This window comes from Sinorhizobium sp. FG01 (assembly GCF_002531875.1).
Taxonomy (GTDB): domain Bacteria; phylum Pseudomonadota; class Alphaproteobacteria; order Rhizobiales; family Rhizobiaceae; genus Sinorhizobium; species Sinorhizobium fredii_C.
In genome coordinates this window covers 111,540-128,465 of record NZ_NWTB01000008.1, presented here as the reverse complement: position 1 = coordinate 128,465, position 16,926 = coordinate 111,540, and the positions used below count along the sequence as shown (strand labels likewise).

Below are 16,926 nucleotides of genomic sequence, written 5' to 3'. Positions count from 1 at the left end.
CTCGGTTTCCTGCTTCTTTCCCCGATTACGCTCTCTTCATGAGCGGAAAGCGCTCCTTCAGGAGCCGCAGGATCGATTCCGAGCCGACGGGCGGGCCGAACAGGAAGCTCTGGCCATAATCGCAGCCCATCTGCGCGAGCTGGATCGCATCCTCCTCCGATTCTATGCCTTCGGCGACGACCCGCATGTCGAGTTCGCGCGCCATGGCGATCACCGAGCGCAGCACGACGCCGCGCTTGTCGCTCGGATCGCGCACCAGCGCCTTGTCGATCTTGATCGTGTCGAAGGGGAAGCGGGTCAGATAGGAAAGCGAAGAATGGCCGGTGCCGAAGTCGTCGAGGGCGAGCCGCAATCCGGCTTCCCGGAGCTTTTCGAGCACGAGCCGGGCCTGTTCCGGATTCTCCATCACCAGCGATTCGGTCAGCTCCATCTTCACCTTCGCCGGATCGCAGCGGTTCTTGTTGAGGATGGTCCGGACGTCGTCATAGAGCCCGCTGTTGAGCAGCTGCGCACTCGAAAGATTGATCGCGACGAAGATCGGCAGATCGCCCGTCTGGATCTGCCATTCGGAAAGGTCGCTCGTCGCCTGGTCGAAGGCGAACATGCCGAGCTGGTTTATGACGTCGGAATTCTCCGCGATCGGGATGAATTCGGTCGGCGAGATACTGCCGCGCTTCGGATGGTCCCAGCGCATCAGCGCTTCGAAACCGGCGACCTCGGCATCGCTGAGACGCACGATCGGCTGGTAGACGAGCGACAGTTCCTTGCGTTCGATCGCCCGCTTCAGGTCCGCTTCGAGCTGCAGGCGATCCGATCCGGATGTTCGGAAGGCCGGCCGGAAGGGCTCGACGCGGTTGCCGCCCTCCTTCTTGGCGCGAAACATCGCAAGCTCCGCATCGTCGAGCAGGCTTGCGGCGCTCTGCTCCTGGTCGAGCCAGGAAACGAGACCGATCGAGGCGGTGAGATTTATCTCGCGGTTGCCGTAGTTGAGCGGCACCATGATCGCCTTGCTGACCGCATCGGCGAAATCGGCGATCTTCGCCGGATCGCGCTCGGACATCAGGATCAGCCCGAACTGGTCGCCGCCGAGGCGGGCAAGCGTGTCCTGCGGCCGCAGCAGCCGGCGCAGCCGCCGCGTCAACGCGATCAGAATGTTGTCGCCGGCGGCGATCCCGAGCAGGTCGTTGACCTGCTTGTAGCGGTCGATGTCTATGGCGAGAACGGTCGGCCGCGTCGAAGCGATGCCGTCGGACATCAGAAGGATGGCCTGCAGGCGATCGAGGAAAACCTGCCGGTTCGGCAGGCCGGTGAGGTTGTCGAGGAGCGCGTTCTGCAGCAGCCGCTCGACCGAATTGCGCTGTTCGGTGATGTCGACGATGGTGCCGACGCAGCGGATGATCTCGCCATTGGCGCCCAGCACGGGCCGCGCCCGGATCGACAGCCAGTGATAGTGCCCATCCTCGGCGCGCACGCGAAATTCGTGGTTCAAGCGGCCGCGTCTGTGTTCGAGAAGCACATCCAGGGTCGCCCTGAACCGGTCGCGATCGTCCGGATGCAGCCGCGGCACCCAATTGCGGACCGGTCCGTTCATCGTGCCGAGCGAAAGGCCGAGCTGGTGCGAAATATCCGGGATCGTCACGACGCGGTCGCGCGCCACGTCCCAGTCCCAGACGGTGTCGCCGGAGCCGGTCAGCGCCAGCGCCTGCCGCTCGAGGTCCGAGAAGAGACCCTGCTGGTATGCGCCGCCGGCAAAGGCATGCTGCATCACCGTGAAGCCGATCAAGAGGACGATCAACACGAGGCCGCCGCCGAGGGCCGGCTGGACGATGTCATTGGCGAGCTGACCGGTGACCGCCAGCCACGCGCCGAACAGCCAGACGAGGATCAGGAGCCAGGCCGGAACGAGAAGGATGGCGCGGTCGTAGCGGTTAAAGCCGAGATAGGCGATCAGCACGATGCCGACCGTCGCCGTCAGCGCAAAGGAGAGACGGGCGATGCCCGATGCGATCGCGGGATCGTAGACGGCGACGCCGAAGAGCAGTGCCAGGCCGAGAATCCAGGCGAGCGTCGCGTAGCCGAGATGCTGATGCCAGCGGTTGAGGTTCAGATAGGTGAAAAGGAAGATTACCAGCCCCGCCGCCAGAAAGACTTCCGTTCCTGCTCGCCATATGCGTTCGTCGCCAGCCGTCACGCTGATCAGCTTCGACAGAAAGCCGAAGTCGACACAGATATAGGCGAGAACCGCCCAGGCAAGCGCCGCCGTCGCCGGCAGCATCGAGGTGCCCTTGACGACGAAGAGAATGGTCAGGAAGACCGCGAGCAGCCCGGCAATCCCGAGCACGATGCCGCGATAGAGCGTAAAGGCGTTGACCGTGTCCTTGTAGGCGTCGGGCTGCCACAGATAGATCTGCGGCAGTTCCGGCGTCGCAAGCTCGGCGACGAAGGTGATGACGGCGCCGGGGTTGAGGGTGATGCGGAACACGTCCGCCTCGTCGCTCGGCTGTCGGTCGAGCGCGAAGCCCTCGCTCGGCGTGATCGACAGGATGCGTTGCGAGCCGAGGTCCGGCCAGAACAGTTTCGAATTGACCAGCCGGAAATGCGGCGCGACGATCACCCGCTCGAGCTGCTCCTCGGAGACATTTGCAAGCGCGAAGACGGCCCAGTCGCCCTGATGATGCTCCGTGCTCGATCGGACCTCGATGCGCCGCACGATGCCGTCCGTGCCGGGCGCGGTGGACACCTGGAAAGCCTCGCCCCGGCCGGAATAAATTTCCGTCGTGGCCGTCAGGTCGAGTGCCGTGTCCTCGCGCGAGATCTTGACCGGTTCGAGAGCATGGGCGACCCCGCCGGCGGTGCCGAAGATGAAAACGGCGAATGCCGCCAGAAACGCCGCCACCCTTGCGGCTGGCCATGCGGTCGGCTTGCGGATCACGGGCATCAAAGGGGCATATTCCTGTTCGGTACGGCATCCGCGGACAGAAGCGAAAACATCAGGTGATCGCGCCACTGGCCGTTTATCTTCAAGTACTGTCTCAAGTAGCCTTCGCGTTCAAAGCCGGCCTTTTCAAGGAGCCGGATGCTCCTTGCGTTCTCTGGAATACAGGCTGCTTCAATACGGTGCAACTCGAGGGTCGAAAAGATGTAGGGGATGGTCAGCTTCAGCGCCTCGTACATGTGGCCCTGGCCGGCATGTTTCTGCCCCATCCAGTAGCCGATCATGCAATTCTGCGCCGCACCCCTGCGGATATGGCCGATCGTCAGGCCGCCGAGGAGAACCTCGTCCGGTCTGCGGAACAGGAACAACGGCACCGCCTGGCCGGAAGCATATTCCTGTTCGTTGCGGATGACGCGGCTGCGAAACGCGCTCTCGGTCATCTCGTCAGCCCGCCAGGTGGGCTCCCACGGTTCGAGGAAGCCGCGGCTCGCGCTGCGTAATTGATACCATTGCCGATAATCGGCGTAGCGCGGCAGGCGGAGAAGGTAATCCTGATTGGCGATTTCGACCGATTCGGGCTGCCTCGACAGGAACCGAAATACCGATCGTGCCATATATGCCTCCGGCCCCAAACTCGCATGCCGGCGGGCGGAGATCGGCTTCATGCTCTTCCTCATCCCGCTCAGGTCAATCTACACAGCCGGACCGAAATCCCAGCCCGGACCGCGCCATCATGCAAGAGTTCGAAGGCGCCGTGTCATTGCGAAGCGTTGCACAAGTTAACGCCTAAATCGAATCCGATTTTAGAAATTGTGCAAGAAAGGCACGGGCCCCGCAGGTGCTGCCCGCACTCTGAAGATCGGGGATTGCGCCCGCTAGCCGGCGAGCGCCTGGACGGCAGCGGGTTTGATATTCAGAGACGACAGAATGTCGCTCATCGGGGCGAGCTGTTCGAGCGGGCCGATCGCCGAAAGGGTAGGGGTCGTATCGAAGAAGAGCCGGCCGGCGAGATCGGTCAGCCGCTCTATGGTGATGCCGGACAGCCGCTCCATCAGCTCTTCGTTTGGAATGGGGCGCCCATAGAGCATCATCTGGCGGGCGATCTGGCCGGCGCGCGCCGCCGGGCTTTCCTGTCCCATCAGCAGTTGCGCCCGGATCTGCGCACGGGCACGCTCGATCTCCTGCTGGTCGATGCTCGCCGACGATTTGCGCAGCTCCTCGATGATGACCGGCATCAGCTCGGGGAGATTTTCCCCGCCGGTAGCGGCGTGGATGCCGAAGATGCCGGTATCGGAAAAGCCCCAATGGAAGGCGTAGACCGAATAACAGAGGCCGCGATGTTCGCGCACCTCCTGAAAGAGGCGGGACGACATGCCGCCGCCGAGGATATTGGCAAGGATCTGCGAACAGTAGAAGTCGCGGGCGTGATAGGCCCGGCCTTCGAAGCCGAGCAGCACCTGCGCGTCCATCAGGTCACGGCTCTCGCGGCTGTCGCCGCCCGTGTAGCGCGCCGTATCGAGGACCGGAGTCGACAGCGGCGTGACGGGCAGCGTGGAAAAGCGCTCCTCGACCTGGCGCACGATCGTGTCGTGGTCGACGGCGCCGGCGGCAACGATGAACATCCTGTCGGTCGTATAATTGCGGCCGAGATATTGGCGGATCTGACCGGGGGTGAACGACATCACCGTTTCGGGCGTGCCGAGAATGGGCCGCCCGACCGTCTGGTCGCGGTAGGCGGTCTCGGCGAAGCGGTCGAAGACCACGTCGTCCGGCGTGTCGTCGGCCGCGCCGATCTCCTGCAGGATGACGTGCTTCTCGCGCCGCAGCTCCTCCTCGTCGAAGGTTGATTCCGTCAGAATGTCCGCAAGGATGTCGACCGCCAGCGGCACGTGGTCCTTCAGTACCCGCGCGTAGTAGGAGGTGGTCTCGGTGGAGGTGGCGGCGTTGACCTCGCCGCCGACGTTTTCGATCTCTTCGGCGATCTGGCGGGCGCTGCGCCGTCTTGTCCCTTTGAAAGCCATGTGCTCCAGCAGATGCGCAATTCCGTGTTCATCCACGGTCTCGTTGCGCGAACCGGACTTGATCCAGACCCCGAGCGCCACGCTTTCCAAATGCGGCATTCGCTCGGTTACCACCGTCAGCCCGGAAGGGAGCCGGGTGCACTCAACTTTCATCATCCGTATCTTTCGTTCTATTCCCGAACGCGGGTACGCTCGCCGATGAAGGTTTCGACGTTCTTCAGCTCCGCATCCAGGATGTCGAAACGCTCCGCCCTAGTCATGAGATCAGCAAGCCACGTCGGAAGCGTGGGGTCAATACCACTCGCCGATTTTACCGCGTCGGGAAATTTCGCGGGGTGAGCGGTCCCGAGCGCCACCATTGGCGCCGACGGCTTCTCGTGCTTGGCGGCGACCGAGACGCCGATTGCCGTATGCGGATCAAGGAGATAGCCGGATTTCTCGAAGGTTTCGCGGATCGTCGCCGCCACCTGCTTCTCCGAGGCGCGGCCGGCGCGAAATTCCTTGCGAATTTTTTTCAGTGCGCCCTCTTCGATGGCAAAGGAACCGGATTGCTTGAGGCTTTCCATGGCGGCGCGCACCCCTGCCGCCTCGCGGCCATAGGCCTCGAACAACAAGCGCTCGAAGTTGGACGAGATCTGAATGTCCATCGAGGGCGAGGTCGTCGCCTTGACCTCGCGCATCTCGTAGCGGCCGGTCTTCAGCGTGCGCGCCAGAATGTCGTTTTCATTGGTGGCGATGATCAGCCTGTCGATCGGCAAGCCCATGCGCTTGGCGACATAGCCGGCGAAGATATCGCCGAAATTGCCGGTCGGCACCGTGAAGGAGATCCTCCGGTCCGGGCCGCCGAGCGCGATCGCCGTGGTGAAGTAATAGACGATCTGAGCCATGATGCGCGCCCAGTTGATCGAATTGACCCCCGACAGCTTAACCCGGTCGCGAAACGCCGTGTCGTTGAACATGGCTTTGACGAGGTTCTGACAATCGTCGAAATTGCCCTTGATAGCGATCGCATGGACGTTCGACGCCCCCGCGGTCGTCATCTGCCGCTGCTGCACCGGCGAGACCTTGCCGTGCGGGAAGAGGATGAAGATGTCCGTCCTTTCCCGGCCGGCAAAGGCGTCGATCGCGGCACCGCCGGTATCGCCGGAGGTTGCCCCGACGATCGTCGCCCGTTCGCCGCGCTCGGCGAGCACATGATCCATGAGGCGCGCCAGCAATTGCATGGCGACGTCCTTGAAGGCGAGCGTCGAACCGTGGAAGAGCTCCATGACGAAGGAGTTGGGGCCGGTCTGGACAAGCGGGGCGATGGCCGGATGGCGGAAGGTCGCATAGGCCTCGTCGATCATCTCGCGGAACTTCGCGGCCGGAATTTCACCGTTCGTGAAGGGCTCGAGAACAGCGAAAGCGATTTCCTGATAGGACTTGCCGCGCAGCGCACGGATTTCCTTTTTCGAGAAGGCCGGCCATTCTTTCGGCAGGTAGAGGCCGCCGTCACGAGCAAGCCCTGCCAGAAGAGCGTCGCAGAAACCGAGGGGTGCTGCTTCCCCGCGCGTCGAAATATACTTCACCTTCTTCATCCTTCGTTACCGCATCTCAAAGTTACAGCAGACAGTCTGGCGGAGGACCGCCCCTCTCGCCGCGCTATCACGCCGATATTGCATAACCCTTCAAGGAAGAACCGCCGCCCGGCCCCCTATTTGTTCCAGTTCGCCGTAAATCGCGCGGACATTTTTGTCACCATGGCAAATTTACGAATGCTTCGGAAAGTGAGGCTTGCGATGGCCCGCCGGTCGATTTTTCGATTTGCCGCTGCTATAGACGATGCCCGAGGGTCGAGAAAGGCCCTCGAAGATCGTCGGTCCGGAGGAGGAGGGGATTGCAGATGGGTTCCTGCTCCGGCCATCAAAAGGATCGCGCCAGCTTCGGCCGAATTCGCCGCGGTTGCCGTGATCTCAAAGTCTCACCGGTTCAGTAGGGGTCGTGCAACGTGTCTGGCAAAGTGTCTCGCCATCTTATCGCAATGTCTGTCCTTTTGGTCGCCGCAGGCTGTAACAAAACGCAAGACGGCGGCGCCATCGAGGCCGGCGGCACCGCGAACGCACCGACGCCGGCGGTGATCCAGGCGGCTTGCCCGCCGGTGACGCTGCGGGACGGCACCGCCTCCTATCGCACCTATGCGAAGGGCGGCAAGGACGATCCGACCAAGGTGGTCTACCAGGCCTCGCTAGCCGATACCACGCGGCAATGCGTGCAGAGCGCGGACACACTGACGGTGACCGTGGTCGCCCAGGGCCGTGTCGTCGCCGGCCCCGCCGGCGGTCCGGGCAAGATTACCATGCCTATCCGCGTGGCGGCGACCGACGGGGAAAAGACGCTCTATTCCGAACTGACGCAATATCCGGTCGAAGTCCCGCCGGGCAGCACCAACACGCAATTCGTCTTCACCAAGGCCAACGTCACCCTGCCGGCCGGAGCCGGAGCCGATGCCAAGATCTTCGTCGGCTTCGACGAGGGACCGCAGAAGGCGAAGCAGTAGCAGACCGCACAGGTGCGGGGGAGTTGCCCCTTACGCTGACCCGATACGGTGCCGCGAGTCCCCTTCGCCCCGCCTGCGGGGAGAAGGTGGCCGGCAGGCCGGATGAGGGGCAGACTCCAAGAAAAACAACTCTTTGCAGCCAAACTTATAAAAACGCCGAGGCAATGCCCGGCGTTTCCACGCGTCCGCGGCCGGGTTATTCGGCCGCCACGCTCTTGCCCGCTTCCCATTTGTAGAGCGAGAAGCTCGGCGAGGTGAGATCGCCGCTCTCGCCATAGGTCAGCTTGCCGATGACCGTGTCGATCGCCTCGCCGGATTTGATCGCGGTCGCAACCGCGGTCGCATCCTCGGCCGAGCCTGCCTTCTCGATGCCGGCCTTGAGCACCTGGACGGCGGCATAGGCGTTGAGCGTGAAGGCTTCCGCCGGGATGTTCTTGACATTGAGCGCCTCGATCACCGGGGCGGCGGCCGGGTGGCGGGTGGCGTCGCTTGCATTCGTGTAGATCGTTCCCTCGGCAGCGTTGCCGCCGATCGCCCAAAACTCGGTGTTGGAGAGGCCGTCGCCGCCGATCAGCTGCGCATTGACACCCTGGTCGCGCATCTGCCGGATCATCAGGCCGGCCTCGGCGTGGTAGCCGCCGAAATAGACGACCTCGACATTCTCGGCCTTGAGGCGTGTGACGATGGCGCTGAAGTCCTTTTCACCGGGGTTCAAGCCCTCGTAGACGACTTCCGTGATGCCGCCTGCGTTGATCGCCGCCTTGAAGCCATCGGCGAGGCCCTTGCCGTAAGCACCCTTGTCGTGCAGGACGGCGACGCGCTTGTCCTTGAGGTTCTTGACGACATAGTCGGCCGCGACCACGGCCTGCTGGTCGTCGCGGCCGCAGGTGCGCAGCACGTTCCAAAGCCCGCGGGTGGTAAGGTCGGGCGTGGTTGCCGTCGGCGTGACCATGAGGATGCCGTTCTCGGCGAGCACGTCGGATGCCGGCATCGCCGTGCCGGAAAGCACCGGCCCTACGACATAGCGCACGCTCTCTCCGGCGAGCTGGTTGGAAACGGAAACAGCCTGCTTCGGCTCGCCAGCATCGTCGACGATCTTGATGACGATCTTCTCGCCCTTGATGCCGCCGGCATTGTTGATTGCTTCGGCCGCTGCCTCGGCGCCGTTCTTCACCTGCTCGCCAAAGGCCGCGACCGGGCCGGTGAGCGGCGTGATCACGCCGATCGTGATATCGGCATGGGCGAGCGGCGCGAAAGCCACGCCGGCAGCCAGGGTCAGTCCGGTCAATAGTGAAAGACGCATCGTGGTTCCTCCTTGGAAATAACCTCTACAGCGCCCGGACATACGGAGGCCGCCATAGCGCTTTGAACTGCTGCGCGGCCCTACCCGGAACCATGCAGTGGTCGATCTTGATATAGCTCTCGTGCGCCGTTCGAAAACCCGCGGTTTCTCGCAGGAAACCATGGGTCTTCCACCGCATGCCGCCTTTCGAGGGCGCCGATGATGAGCGGCGCGAAGGGCCGTCGGAATTAGAGAGGGTGAGGGTCAGGCCGTCAGGGACTCGGACCATTCGGCAAGCGCGGCGACGACGCCGGGCAGGACGGCCATCCGCGAGATAACGGTCTCGGCGCCGGCCTCCGTCAGCTTGTCAGCATGCGAGGCATAGCTATGCGAGCCCCCCGTGAAGCCGACGACGCGCATGCCGGCGGCGCGCGCCCCGTGGACGCCGTGCACCGAGTCCTCGATGACGAGGACGCGTGCCGGGTCGACGCCGAACTGGGCGGCGCCATGCAGGAAGATGTCCGGCTTCGGCTTGACCCGGTCCGGGCCAAGATCGCGCGCCGAATAGATATGCTTGCCGAAATGGTCCTGAATGCCGACCTTGCCGAGCATCGTTGCGAGCCGCGCTGAGGTCGAGTTCGAGCAGATGCAGTGCGGCAGCGTCAGCTGCAGCAGTACGGGCTTGACGCCGTCGATGATCTTGACGTCGCGGGCGAGCCGCTTGTCGAGAATGGTGTCGACGCGGTCGATCAAAGAAGCCGAGAGCGGAATGCTGGCTTCCTTCTCGATCGCCAGCAGCGTGTCGCGCCAGGTCATGCCGGCAAAGCGCTCGCTCATTTCCTCGACACTGATCGGGTAGCCGGCTTCCGTCAGAAGTCCGGCCTCGACTTCCGAGGCGATGATTTCCGAATCGACGAGCACGCCGTCGCAGTCAAAGATGATGAGATCGAAACCGGTCATTTTGCGTCCTTGGGAGAGGCGCGCCGCTGGCGGGGAGGAGGCTCGATGCGGCGCGAAAACAGGTCCGGGCAGATTTATACGATGGTGGATCAAAGCTCAACCTTTGGAAATCGTCTTGCGGAAGTTGTGCCTTGCTCGACAGGCTCGGGCTGCACCTCTATCTGTAGCGCATGACAAACGAACGCGATGACACGATTGCAAGCCGGATCAGCCGGGCGCTCGCCGAAAGGATCATCTCCGGGGCGCTCCCTCCGGGCGAGCGGTTGCGTCAGGACCATGTTGCCGAGGAGTTCGGCGCGAGCCACGTGCCGGTGCGTGAGGCTTTCCGACGGCTCGAGGCGCAAGGCCTTGCCGTTAGCGAGCCGCGCCGGGGCGTGCGGGTCGCCTCCTTCGATCTCAAAGAGGTGCGCGAGGTGGCGGAGATGCGCGCGGCACTCGAGGTGCTGGCGCTCCGCCATGCCATACCCCACCTGGCACCCGCCATTCTCGATCGCGCCGAGGCGGCCACGGCCGCGGCGGACAGATCCCGCGACGTGCGTAGCTGGGAGGCGGCAAACCGAGCGTTCCACCGTTTGATCCTCGAGCCCTGTGCCATGCCGCGCCTGCTCGCCGCGATTGACGACCTTCATGCGGCAAGCGCCCGGTTTCTCTTCTCCGCCTGGCGATCCAGCTGGGAGGCACGCACCGACCACGACCACCGCGCCATTCTTGCAGCGCTGCGCCAGGGGAGAGGCGAGGAGGCTGCCTCGATCCTCGAGCGCCATGTCGGCTGGATCGGCAAGACGCCGGTAAAGACCGCCGGCGGGGAAGTCCGCGACGCCTTTTCTATCGTCGGATAGCGGCGATCTGCCGTAAACTGCGACTTCGGAAACCGGGACGAGGTGACATTCCATGGTTCGCCTGCGCGGCCACCATCTCCTGTGTCTGCTGACCTATGTCGGCAAGGGCTACACGGCCGCCTTCACCCGCAACTATCTCGGGATCGCCGCCCGCCTTTCCTCCGGCGAGGCGATCGAAATCGTCCAAGGCCCGGACGATATCTGCGCTCCCATGCTGGATGATCCCGACGCCCATTGCCGGAACGACAGTGTTCTTGACCGTGACGACAAAGCCTTGACCGCCGTCGCCGATCTGCTGGGCATGTCGCTGACGGCCGGCTCGGTCCTCCAACTGGACGGCGAGCGCCTGGAGCGGCTGCGTGCCGCGTTTGCGGCAGACTCGATACGGGCAGCCTGCGAGGCGTGCGAATGGGCGCAGTTTTGCACACGGATCGCGGGCGACGGTTTTGCCGACGCGCTCGTCAAGGCCAAGCGCCTATAGCGGAAAGAGCTCCAGGAAGGCTTTTTCGCCCCTGTCGGTGAAACGGATCACGCGGCTGTCCTTCTCGCGTTTCGCCCAGCCGTTGTCGATGAACAGCCTGAGCAGCGCCTCGCCGAGCGAGCCGGCGAGATGCGAACGGCGTTCGCTCCAGTCGAGGCAGGTTCGGCAGATCGGCCGTCGGGATTTTTGAAGCGCGGGGTAGTCGATGCCGAGCGCCTCGATGCGATGCCGTCCTGCATCGGTCAAGGCGAGGTCCTCTCCAGTCACTTCGATCTGGCGGTCCGCGACCAGACTGTCCAGCAGGCGCACGCCATAGTCGCCGGCGAGGTGGTTGTAGCAGATGCGCGCCTTTCTGAGCGCCGGATCCTTCGGCCCCGGCCGATGCCGCGTCAGGCCGCGGCTGGCGGCGAAACCCATGAGGCTTTCGAGCATCAGCCCAACCTCGTCTTCGGCCAAGGCATAGTAGCGATGCCGACCCTGCTTGCGCTGCGTCAGCAATCCGCCGGCCTCGAGCTTGGCGAGATGCGAGCTCGCGGTCTGCAGCGTGATGCCGGCGTGCGCCGCAAGCTCCGTTGGCGTCAGCGCCTGGCCGCCCATCAGCGCGGTCAGCATGTTGGCGCGGGCCGGATCGCCGATCAGCGATCCGATGAGGGCGATATCGGGACCTTCCTTCATACTTCGATCGTAGTCGAAGCATTCCGGCCGAACAAGCGGGCATGATGCAAATCATCAACAAGGAGAAGATCATGATCACCTGCTTCATTCGCTACGAGATCGATCCCTTCCGCAAGGAGGATTTCGCTACCTATTCCCGCAATTGGGGCGAGGCCATTCCACGCTGCGGTGCCGACCTCATCGGCTATTTCGGTCCGCACGAAGGCTCGGCGACGACCGCCTATGGCGTCTACAACATCGAAAGCCTCGCCGCCTACGAGGCGTACCGGGCGCGTCTTGCCGCCGATCCGCTCGGCCGCGAGAATTACGAATTCGCGCGGCGCGAGCGTTTCATCCTCAAGGAGGACCGCATCTTCCTGAAGAACGTCTCGCTGCCACATGGGAAGGAGTGATGCGATGATCGCGGTGATTTTTGAGGTTCTGCCGGCCGAGGGCAAGCGCGAAGCCTATCTCGCCCTTGCCGCCGACCTGCGGTCGCTGCTCGACGGGATAGACGGCTTCATCTCGATCGAGCGATTCCAGAGCCTTACCGATCCGAACAAGCTGCTGTCGCTCTCCTTCTGGCGCGACGAAGCGGCGGTGAAGGCCTGGCGCAATGGTGCGGAACATCGCGCGGCACAGGCCGCGGGGAGGAATGGCGTCTTCGCCGACTATCGCCTGCGGATCGCGGCGGTCGTTCGCGACTACGGCCTCAACGAACGGCATGAGGCGCCAGCGGACAGCCGGGAGTGGCACGAGCACGATACGAACTGAACGAGAGGGACATGGCAGCGACGCAAATTTCCCGGGCGGCCTTCAAGCTTTGGTAACCATCTTCGGTAACCATAAGTGCTATAGTCAGTCCCGAGTAAGCGTATTTGCGAGTTGCCCATGTCTTCAGTTGTTTCGCTTGCCGAAATCTCCCGAGCCGCCCGTCCGCTGAGCTGGCTGGACAGCATCATCAAAGGAGATTGCGTGGCTGCGCTGAACGCGCTCCCCGACAATTCGGTAGACGTCGTCTTCGCCGATCCGCCCTATAATCTGCAGCTGGGCGGCATGCTGCACCGGCCGGACCAGTCGCTGGTCGACGCTGTCGACGACGAATGGGACCAGTTCGCTTCCTTCGAGGCCTATGATGCCTTCACCCGCGCCTGGCTGCTTGCCTGCCGCCGCGTGTTGAAGCCGACCGGCACACTCTGGGTAATCGGCTCCTACCACAATATCTTCCGGGTCGGCGCGATCCTGCAGGACTTGCATTTCTGGATCCTGAACGACATCATCTGGCGCAAGACCAATCCGATGCCGAACTTCAAGGGTCGCCGCTTCCAGAACGCCCACGAAACGCTGATCTGGGCGACGCCGAACGCCAAGGCCAAGGGCTACACCTTCAATTACGAGGCGATGAAGGCCGCGAACGACGACGTGCAGATGCGCTCCGACTGGCTGTTCCCGATCTGCTCCGGTTCGGAGCGGCTGAAGGGCGACGACGGCAAGAAGGTGCATCCGACGCAGAAGCCGGAAGCGTTGCTCGCCCGCATCCTGATGGCTTCGACCAAGCCCGGCGACGTGGTGCTCGATCCCTTCTTCGGCTCCGGCACCACCGGCGCGGTTGCCAAGCGCCTCGGCCGCCATTTCGTCGGCATCGAGCGCGAACAGGACTATATCGACGCCGCAGCCGAACGCATCGCCGCAGTCGAGCCGCTCGGCAAGGCGACTCTGTCCGTGATGACCGGTAAGAAGGCCGAACCGCGCGTCGCTTTCAATACGCTCGTCGAGAGCGGCTTGATCAAGCCCGGCACGGTGCTGACCGATGCTAAGCGCCGCTACAGCGCCATCGTGCGCGCCGACGGCACGCTTGCCTCTGGCGGCGAGGCCGGCTCGATCCACCGCCTCGGCGCCAAGGTTCAGGGCCTCGACGCCTGCAACGGGTGGACGTTCTGGCATTTCGAAGAAGGGAATACTCTGAAGCCGATCGACGAACTCAGATCCGTCATTCGAAATGACCTGGCAAAACTGAACTGATCAACCAGTTCCGCTTGGGTCTTCGAAAAAGCGCTCTGCCCGGTTTTGTACCTTCAGTCCCGGGAGGAGAGCTTTAAACGCCCGGAATCCGTAAGGGATTCCGGGCGTTTGTATGAGGTGGGATGCCCTCCCGCTGCCGCGACCTTCTCCCTTGACGGGGAGAAGGGGCACGCCGCGCCGCCTCAGAGGAAGAAATCGTCGACCCGCAGGCTGGTGACGCCGTTCACCTTGATCTGGAAGTCGGCATAGCCGTCGCCATTGACGTCGCCGGACAGGACGCCGGAGCGGAAGTTCAGTTCGCCGGCGTCTCCCGAAAACGCGCTGCCGCCGATGAAGGTGAATTTCTGATTGCCGCTCCAGGTCGTGTCGGCATCGATCGTCGAAAGGTCGATGACGTCGAACTCGGAGCGGCGGAAATCGGCGATCACGTCGCGGCGGGAGCCGACCACCGATTCGGAGATCGCGTTGAAATCGAAGCTGTCGGTGCCGGTCCCGCCGACCAGATAGTCGAAGCCACTGCCGCCGCGCATGATATCGGCGCCGGAGCCGCCATAGAGATCGTCGTCACCGCTGCCGCCGTCGAGGAAGTCGTCGCCGGCGAGGCCCTCGATAATGTCGTGGCCGCCCAGCCCGCGCAGCGTGTTGGCAACAGAACTGCCGGTGATATCGTCATGGCCGTAATTCGTGCCGGTGGCGTTCTCGATGCTAATGAGGTCCTCGCGCCGGCCGCTGCCGGTGGTCGCGTATTTGTTGCCGAGGTCGATCGTCACGCCCTTGCCGCGCTCCGAGCTCCAGTCGTCCTGGAACTGGTAGCTGACGGTGTCGATGCCGGTGCCGCCGTTGAAGTAGTTGTTGAATCCGGCCGAGAGGAAGGTGTCGTTGCCACTTTCGCCGTAATAGTCGCTGGCATAGCCGTCGATTTCGAAGCGGTCATTGCCGCTGCCGGCATAGACGACATCGTAGGAGCTCGTGTCGCGTGCCCGGATGTCGGCAACATAGATGTCGTTTCCGACACCCATATAAATGTCGTTGCCGCCCTCGTAGGAATTCACCACGAGATCATTGCCGTAGCCCGCATCGACGTAGTTGTATCCGCCGTAGCTGTCGGTCCTGTTCAGGTAGATGTCGTCGTCGCCGTCATAGCCATAGATTTCGACCTCGATATAGCTGTTCTGCTTGAGGATATCGGCGTAATTCGTACCGTAGATGCGCGTGACCATTAGCTCGACCTTTTCAGCGAAGGCGTTGAAATCTAACGCGGATCATGGAGGAGCAAAGCTGAATGGCGGGTGAACCGAATGCGGCGTTTTCGTGAATTCGCTGGCCGGTTCGGCGGTCAGGATCGCGCTGTCAGGCCTGGGTCGCCACTGCCGGACCGACACCGTCAAGCACGTCCAACGGTTGCACGCCATAGGCTGCCAGATCGGCCCTCAGCCTTTGGGCATCGACGAAGTGCACGGCCTGCCAGCCCGCCGCCCGGGCGCCTTCAACATTGGCCAGGCTGTCGTCGATGAAGATCGTCGCCGCGGGGTCGAGACCGAAGGTACGGGCATGGGTCCAGTAGATTTCGACATCCGGCTTGATCAGCCCGACGTCGCCCGAAACCGTGACGCCGCGCGGCAGCGTCAGGAAGGGAAAGCGCTTCTGCGCCTCGCGGAACGTGTCGGAGGCGAAGTTGGTCAGCATCGTCACGTCGCGGCCTTCGGCGATCAGGCTTTCCATCAGCGCGACCGTATCTTCATAGGCGTGCGGCACCATCTCGTGCCAATGCCGGCGGAAGGCGCGGATATGCTCTTGCCGTTCCGGATGCTCCTCGATCAACAGCGCCTCGGCCTCCTCCCAGGAACGGCCCCGGTCCTGTTCGATGTTCCAGTCGTGGGTACAGACATTGGCGAAGAACCAGCTGCGTTCCGCCTCGTCCGGGATGATCCGCGCGTAGGGGATCTGCGGATCGTAATGGATCAGCACCTTGCCGATGTCGAAAACGATGTGGCGGATGTCGACGCTGCTCATTGGTAATCCTGCGGCGGGTTGAACGAGGTTGCGGCCTTGCCTTACACGGCTTTGAATGCGTGCGGTATAGCCTGCGTGATTGCTTTTTTCATGACGGTCGGCAATGCCTGCCCCTTCAAAGACGCGATCGGCTCCCACCAGCCCTCGGCGCAGGCCACGGCCTTCGCGACTTTGGCACGGTAGACCGAGAGGCGCAGTTCGAAATGCGTGAAGACATGCGTGACAGTGCCGCAGGCTTCCCAGGCGGCCGCGAAAGGCTGCGCCTCTACCGAGGTCTCGCCGTCGCGGCGCGCGGTCCAGCCCGTGCCCGGCACTTCCGTCATGCCGCCAAGGAGGCCCGTCTCGGCGCGCTTGCGCAGATAGACGGCATTAGCACCATCGATCGCCACGAAGGCGGCGCCGAGGCGCAGCGGCTTTTCCTTCTTCGCCCCCTTGCGCGGAAACGTCTCGGGATCGGCGACGGCGAGCGCCCGACAGTTCGAGCGGAAGGGACAGAGCGCGCAGGCGGGGCGCTTCGGCGTACAGATCGTGGCACCGAGATCCATCATCGCCTGGGCGAAATCACCCGGCCGGTCGGACGGCGTCAGTTCCGAGACGAGCCGGCGCATTTCCGGCTTGGCGGCGGGAAGCGGCGTCTCGATCGCATAGAGGCGGGAAATCACCCGCTCGACATTGCCGTCGAGCACGGCGCTCCTGCGGTTGAAGGCGATCGCCGCAACCGCGGCCGCTGTATAGTCGCCGATGCCGGGAAGGGCTTTCAGTCCTTCCTCCGTCTCCGGGAAGCGGCCGCCATGGTCGCGCGCCACCGCCTCGGCGCATTTCTTCAGATTGCGCGCCCTGGCATAGTAGCCGAGGCCGGCCCAGGCCTTCATCACCTCTTCGGTTTCGGCGGCGGCCAGGTCTTCAACCGTCGGCCAGTGCCTTAGAAACTTGTCGAAATAGGCCTTGACCGCCTGCACGGTGGTCTGTTGCAGCATGACTTCGGACAGCCAGACATGGTAGGGATCGGCGACGGCGCCGCGCGCTGCCATCGGCGGCGAGACACGCCACGGCAGATCGCGATGGTGGCGATCGTACCAGTTGAGCAGCACGGTGGCGGCTTCGGCCGCCTTTAGCGTGTCGAGCGTCATTTGCCGGAGAGTCCCTTTCCGGCCTATACTTGGCCGACGCCCGCTTGGGCTTC

The 16,926-nt window shown here is 63.4% G+C and carries 16 protein-coding genes; 6 read left to right on the top strand and 10 right to left on the bottom strand.

Going from position 1 to position 16,926, the window contains the following annotated elements:
- Positions 1–25 precede the first annotated feature (25 nt).
- From CO656_RS14995 to thrC, 4 genes are all read right to left on the bottom strand, one after another.
- Positions 26–2,938: a sensor domain-containing phosphodiesterase gene (locus CO656_RS14995; RefSeq protein WP_097526279.1), complete on the bottom strand. Its 2,913-nt coding sequence runs from the start codon at positions 2,936–2,938 to the stop codon at positions 26–28.
- On the bottom strand, positions 2,938–3,549 hold the full coding sequence (locus tag CO656_RS14990; RefSeq protein ID WP_037413744.1) for a GNAT family protein: 612 nt from the start codon (positions 3,547–3,549) through the stop codon (positions 2,938–2,940). The genes CO656_RS14995 and CO656_RS14990 overlap by 1 nt, the downstream gene beginning before the upstream one ends.
- Positions 3,550–3,810: 261 nt before the next feature.
- Positions 3,811–5,112 carry a pitrilysin family protein gene (locus CO656_RS14985; protein ID WP_037413415.1) on the bottom strand — a complete coding sequence of 434 codons (1,302 nt, stop codon included), beginning with the start codon at positions 5,110–5,112 and terminating at the stop codon, positions 3,811–3,813.
- Positions 5,113–5,126: 14 nt separating this feature from the next.
- Positions 5,127–6,533: a threonine synthase gene (gene thrC / locus CO656_RS14980; RefSeq protein ID WP_172900163.1), complete on the bottom strand. Its 1,407-nt coding sequence runs from the start codon at positions 6,531–6,533 to the stop codon at positions 5,127–5,129.
- Between the two features lie 410 nt (positions 6,534–6,943).
- Between thrC and CO656_RS14975 the strand changes: the two genes are divergently transcribed.
- Positions 6,944–7,492 carry a hypothetical protein gene (locus CO656_RS14975; protein WP_037413416.1) on the top strand — a complete coding sequence of 183 codons (549 nt, stop codon included), beginning with the start codon at positions 6,944–6,946 and terminating at the stop codon, positions 7,490–7,492.
- Positions 7,493–7,688: 196 nt separating this feature from the next.
- On the opposite strand, the gene CO656_RS14970 is transcribed toward CO656_RS14975, so the two are convergent.
- Together CO656_RS14970 and CO656_RS14965 are read right to left on the bottom strand one after the other, a co-directional pair.
- Positions 7,689–8,795: an ABC transporter substrate-binding protein gene (locus tag CO656_RS14970; RefSeq protein WP_037413418.1), complete on the bottom strand. Its 1,107-nt coding sequence runs from the start codon at positions 8,793–8,795 to the stop codon at positions 7,689–7,691.
- Positions 8,796–9,038: 243 nt separating this feature from the next.
- Positions 9,039–9,734, bottom strand: a complete 696-nt coding sequence (locus CO656_RS14965) for an HAD family phosphatase (RefSeq protein ID WP_037413420.1) — start codon at positions 9,732–9,734, stop codon at positions 9,039–9,041.
- Positions 9,735–9,904: 170 nt separating this feature from the next.
- Between CO656_RS14965 and CO656_RS14960 the strand changes: the two genes are divergently transcribed.
- A complete protein-coding gene (locus CO656_RS14960; RefSeq protein ID WP_097526278.1) occupies positions 9,905–10,573 on the top strand; it encodes a GntR family transcriptional regulator in 669 nt (222 codons plus the stop codon).
- Between the two features lie 52 nt (positions 10,574–10,625).
- Positions 10,626–11,054, top strand: coding sequence for a DUF1284 domain-containing protein (locus CO656_RS14955; protein ID WP_037413424.1), 429 nt, complete (start codon positions 10,626–10,628; stop codon positions 11,052–11,054).
- Here the strand turns inward: CO656_RS14955 and CO656_RS14950 are convergent.
- On the bottom strand, positions 11,049–11,729 hold the full coding sequence (locus CO656_RS14950) for a winged helix-turn-helix domain-containing protein (RefSeq protein ID WP_097526277.1): 681 nt from the start codon (positions 11,727–11,729) through the stop codon (positions 11,049–11,051). The two genes, CO656_RS14955 and CO656_RS14950, sit on opposite strands and share 6 nt — an antisense overlap.
- Positions 11,730–11,800: 71 nt before the next feature.
- On the opposite strand from CO656_RS14950, the gene CO656_RS14945 reads away from it, so the two are divergent.
- From CO656_RS14945 to CO656_RS14935, 3 genes are all read left to right on the top strand, one after another.
- On the top strand, positions 11,801–12,121 hold the full coding sequence (locus CO656_RS14945) for an NIPSNAP family protein (protein WP_037413749.1): 321 nt from the start codon (positions 11,801–11,803) through the stop codon (positions 12,119–12,121).
- A 4-nt stretch (positions 12,122–12,125) separates the two neighbouring features.
- Positions 12,126–12,482, top strand: a complete 357-nt coding sequence (locus tag CO656_RS14940) for an antibiotic biosynthesis monooxygenase (protein ID WP_097526276.1) — start codon at positions 12,126–12,128, stop codon at positions 12,480–12,482.
- A gap of 117 nt (positions 12,483–12,599) precedes the next feature.
- The gene (locus CO656_RS14935) at positions 12,600–13,730 is read left to right on the top strand and encodes a site-specific DNA-methyltransferase (protein WP_037413429.1); all 1,131 of its coding nucleotides are present in this window, start codon (positions 12,600–12,602) and stop codon (positions 13,728–13,730) included.
- Between the two features lie 182 nt (positions 13,731–13,912).
- Here the strand turns inward: CO656_RS14935 and CO656_RS14930 are convergent, their stop codons facing one another.
- From CO656_RS14930 to mutY, 3 genes are all read right to left on the bottom strand, one after another.
- Positions 13,913–14,950 carry a calcium-binding protein gene (locus CO656_RS14930; RefSeq protein WP_097526275.1) on the bottom strand — a complete coding sequence of 346 codons (1,038 nt, stop codon included), beginning with the start codon at positions 14,948–14,950 and terminating at the stop codon, positions 13,913–13,915.
- Between the two features lie 130 nt (positions 14,951–15,080).
- The gene (locus tag CO656_RS14925; protein WP_037413432.1) at positions 15,081–15,743 is read right to left on the bottom strand and encodes an HAD family phosphatase; all 663 of its coding nucleotides are present in this window, start codon (positions 15,741–15,743) and stop codon (positions 15,081–15,083) included.
- A gap of 41 nt (positions 15,744–15,784) precedes the next feature.
- Positions 15,785–16,873, bottom strand: a complete 1,089-nt coding sequence (mutY, locus tag CO656_RS14920) for an A/G-specific adenine glycosylase (RefSeq protein WP_037413435.1) — start codon at positions 16,871–16,873, stop codon at positions 15,785–15,787.
- Positions 16,874–16,926: the final 53 nt, after the last annotated feature.

Bases quoted from the DNA above. Each gene is read 5' to 3' on its own strand.
- mutY (WP_037413435.1), bottom strand. From the start codon at position 16,873: ATGACGCTCGACACGCTAAAGGCGGCCGAAGCCGCCACCGTGCTGCTC.
- CO656_RS14985 (WP_037413415.1), bottom strand. From the start codon at position 5,112: ATGATGAAAGTTGAGTGCACCCGGCTCCCTTCCGGGCTGACGGTGGTA.
- CO656_RS14935 (WP_037413429.1), top strand. From the start codon at position 12,600: ATGTCTTCAGTTGTTTCGCTTGCCGAAATCTCCCGAGCCGCCCGTCCG.
- CO656_RS14960 (WP_097526278.1), top strand. From the start codon at position 9,905: ATGACAAACGAACGCGATGACACGATTGCAAGCCGGATCAGCCGGGCG.
- thrC (WP_172900163.1), bottom strand. From the start codon at position 6,533: ATGAAGAAGGTGAAGTATATTTCGACGCGCGGGGAAGCAGCACCCCTC.
- CO656_RS14950 (WP_097526277.1), bottom strand. From the start codon at position 11,729: ATGAAGGAAGGTCCCGATATCGCCCTCATCGGATCGCTGATCGGCGAT.
- CO656_RS14930 (WP_097526275.1), bottom strand. From the start codon at position 14,950: ATGGTCACGCGCATCTACGGTACGAATTACGCCGATATCCTCAAGCAG.
- CO656_RS14925 (WP_037413432.1), bottom strand. From the start codon at position 15,743: ATGAGCAGCGTCGACATCCGCCACATCGTTTTCGACATCGGCAAGGTG.
- CO656_RS14945 (WP_037413749.1), top strand. From the start codon at position 11,801: ATGATCACCTGCTTCATTCGCTACGAGATCGATCCCTTCCGCAAGGAG.
- CO656_RS14995 (WP_097526279.1), bottom strand. From the start codon at position 2,938: ATGCCCGTGATCCGCAAGCCGACCGCATGGCCAGCCGCAAGGGTGGCG.
- CO656_RS14940 (WP_097526276.1), top strand. From the start codon at position 12,126: ATGATCGCGGTGATTTTTGAGGTTCTGCCGGCCGAGGGCAAGCGCGAA.
- CO656_RS14955 (WP_037413424.1), top strand. From the start codon at position 10,626: ATGGTTCGCCTGCGCGGCCACCATCTCCTGTGTCTGCTGACCTATGTC.
- CO656_RS14990 (WP_037413744.1), bottom strand. From the start codon at position 3,549: ATGGCACGATCGGTATTTCGGTTCCTGTCGAGGCAGCCCGAATCGGTC.
- CO656_RS14970 (WP_037413418.1), bottom strand. From the start codon at position 8,795: ATGCGTCTTTCACTATTGACCGGACTGACCCTGGCTGCCGGCGTGGCT.
- CO656_RS14965 (WP_037413420.1), bottom strand. From the start codon at position 9,734: ATGACCGGTTTCGATCTCATCATCTTTGACTGCGACGGCGTGCTCGTC.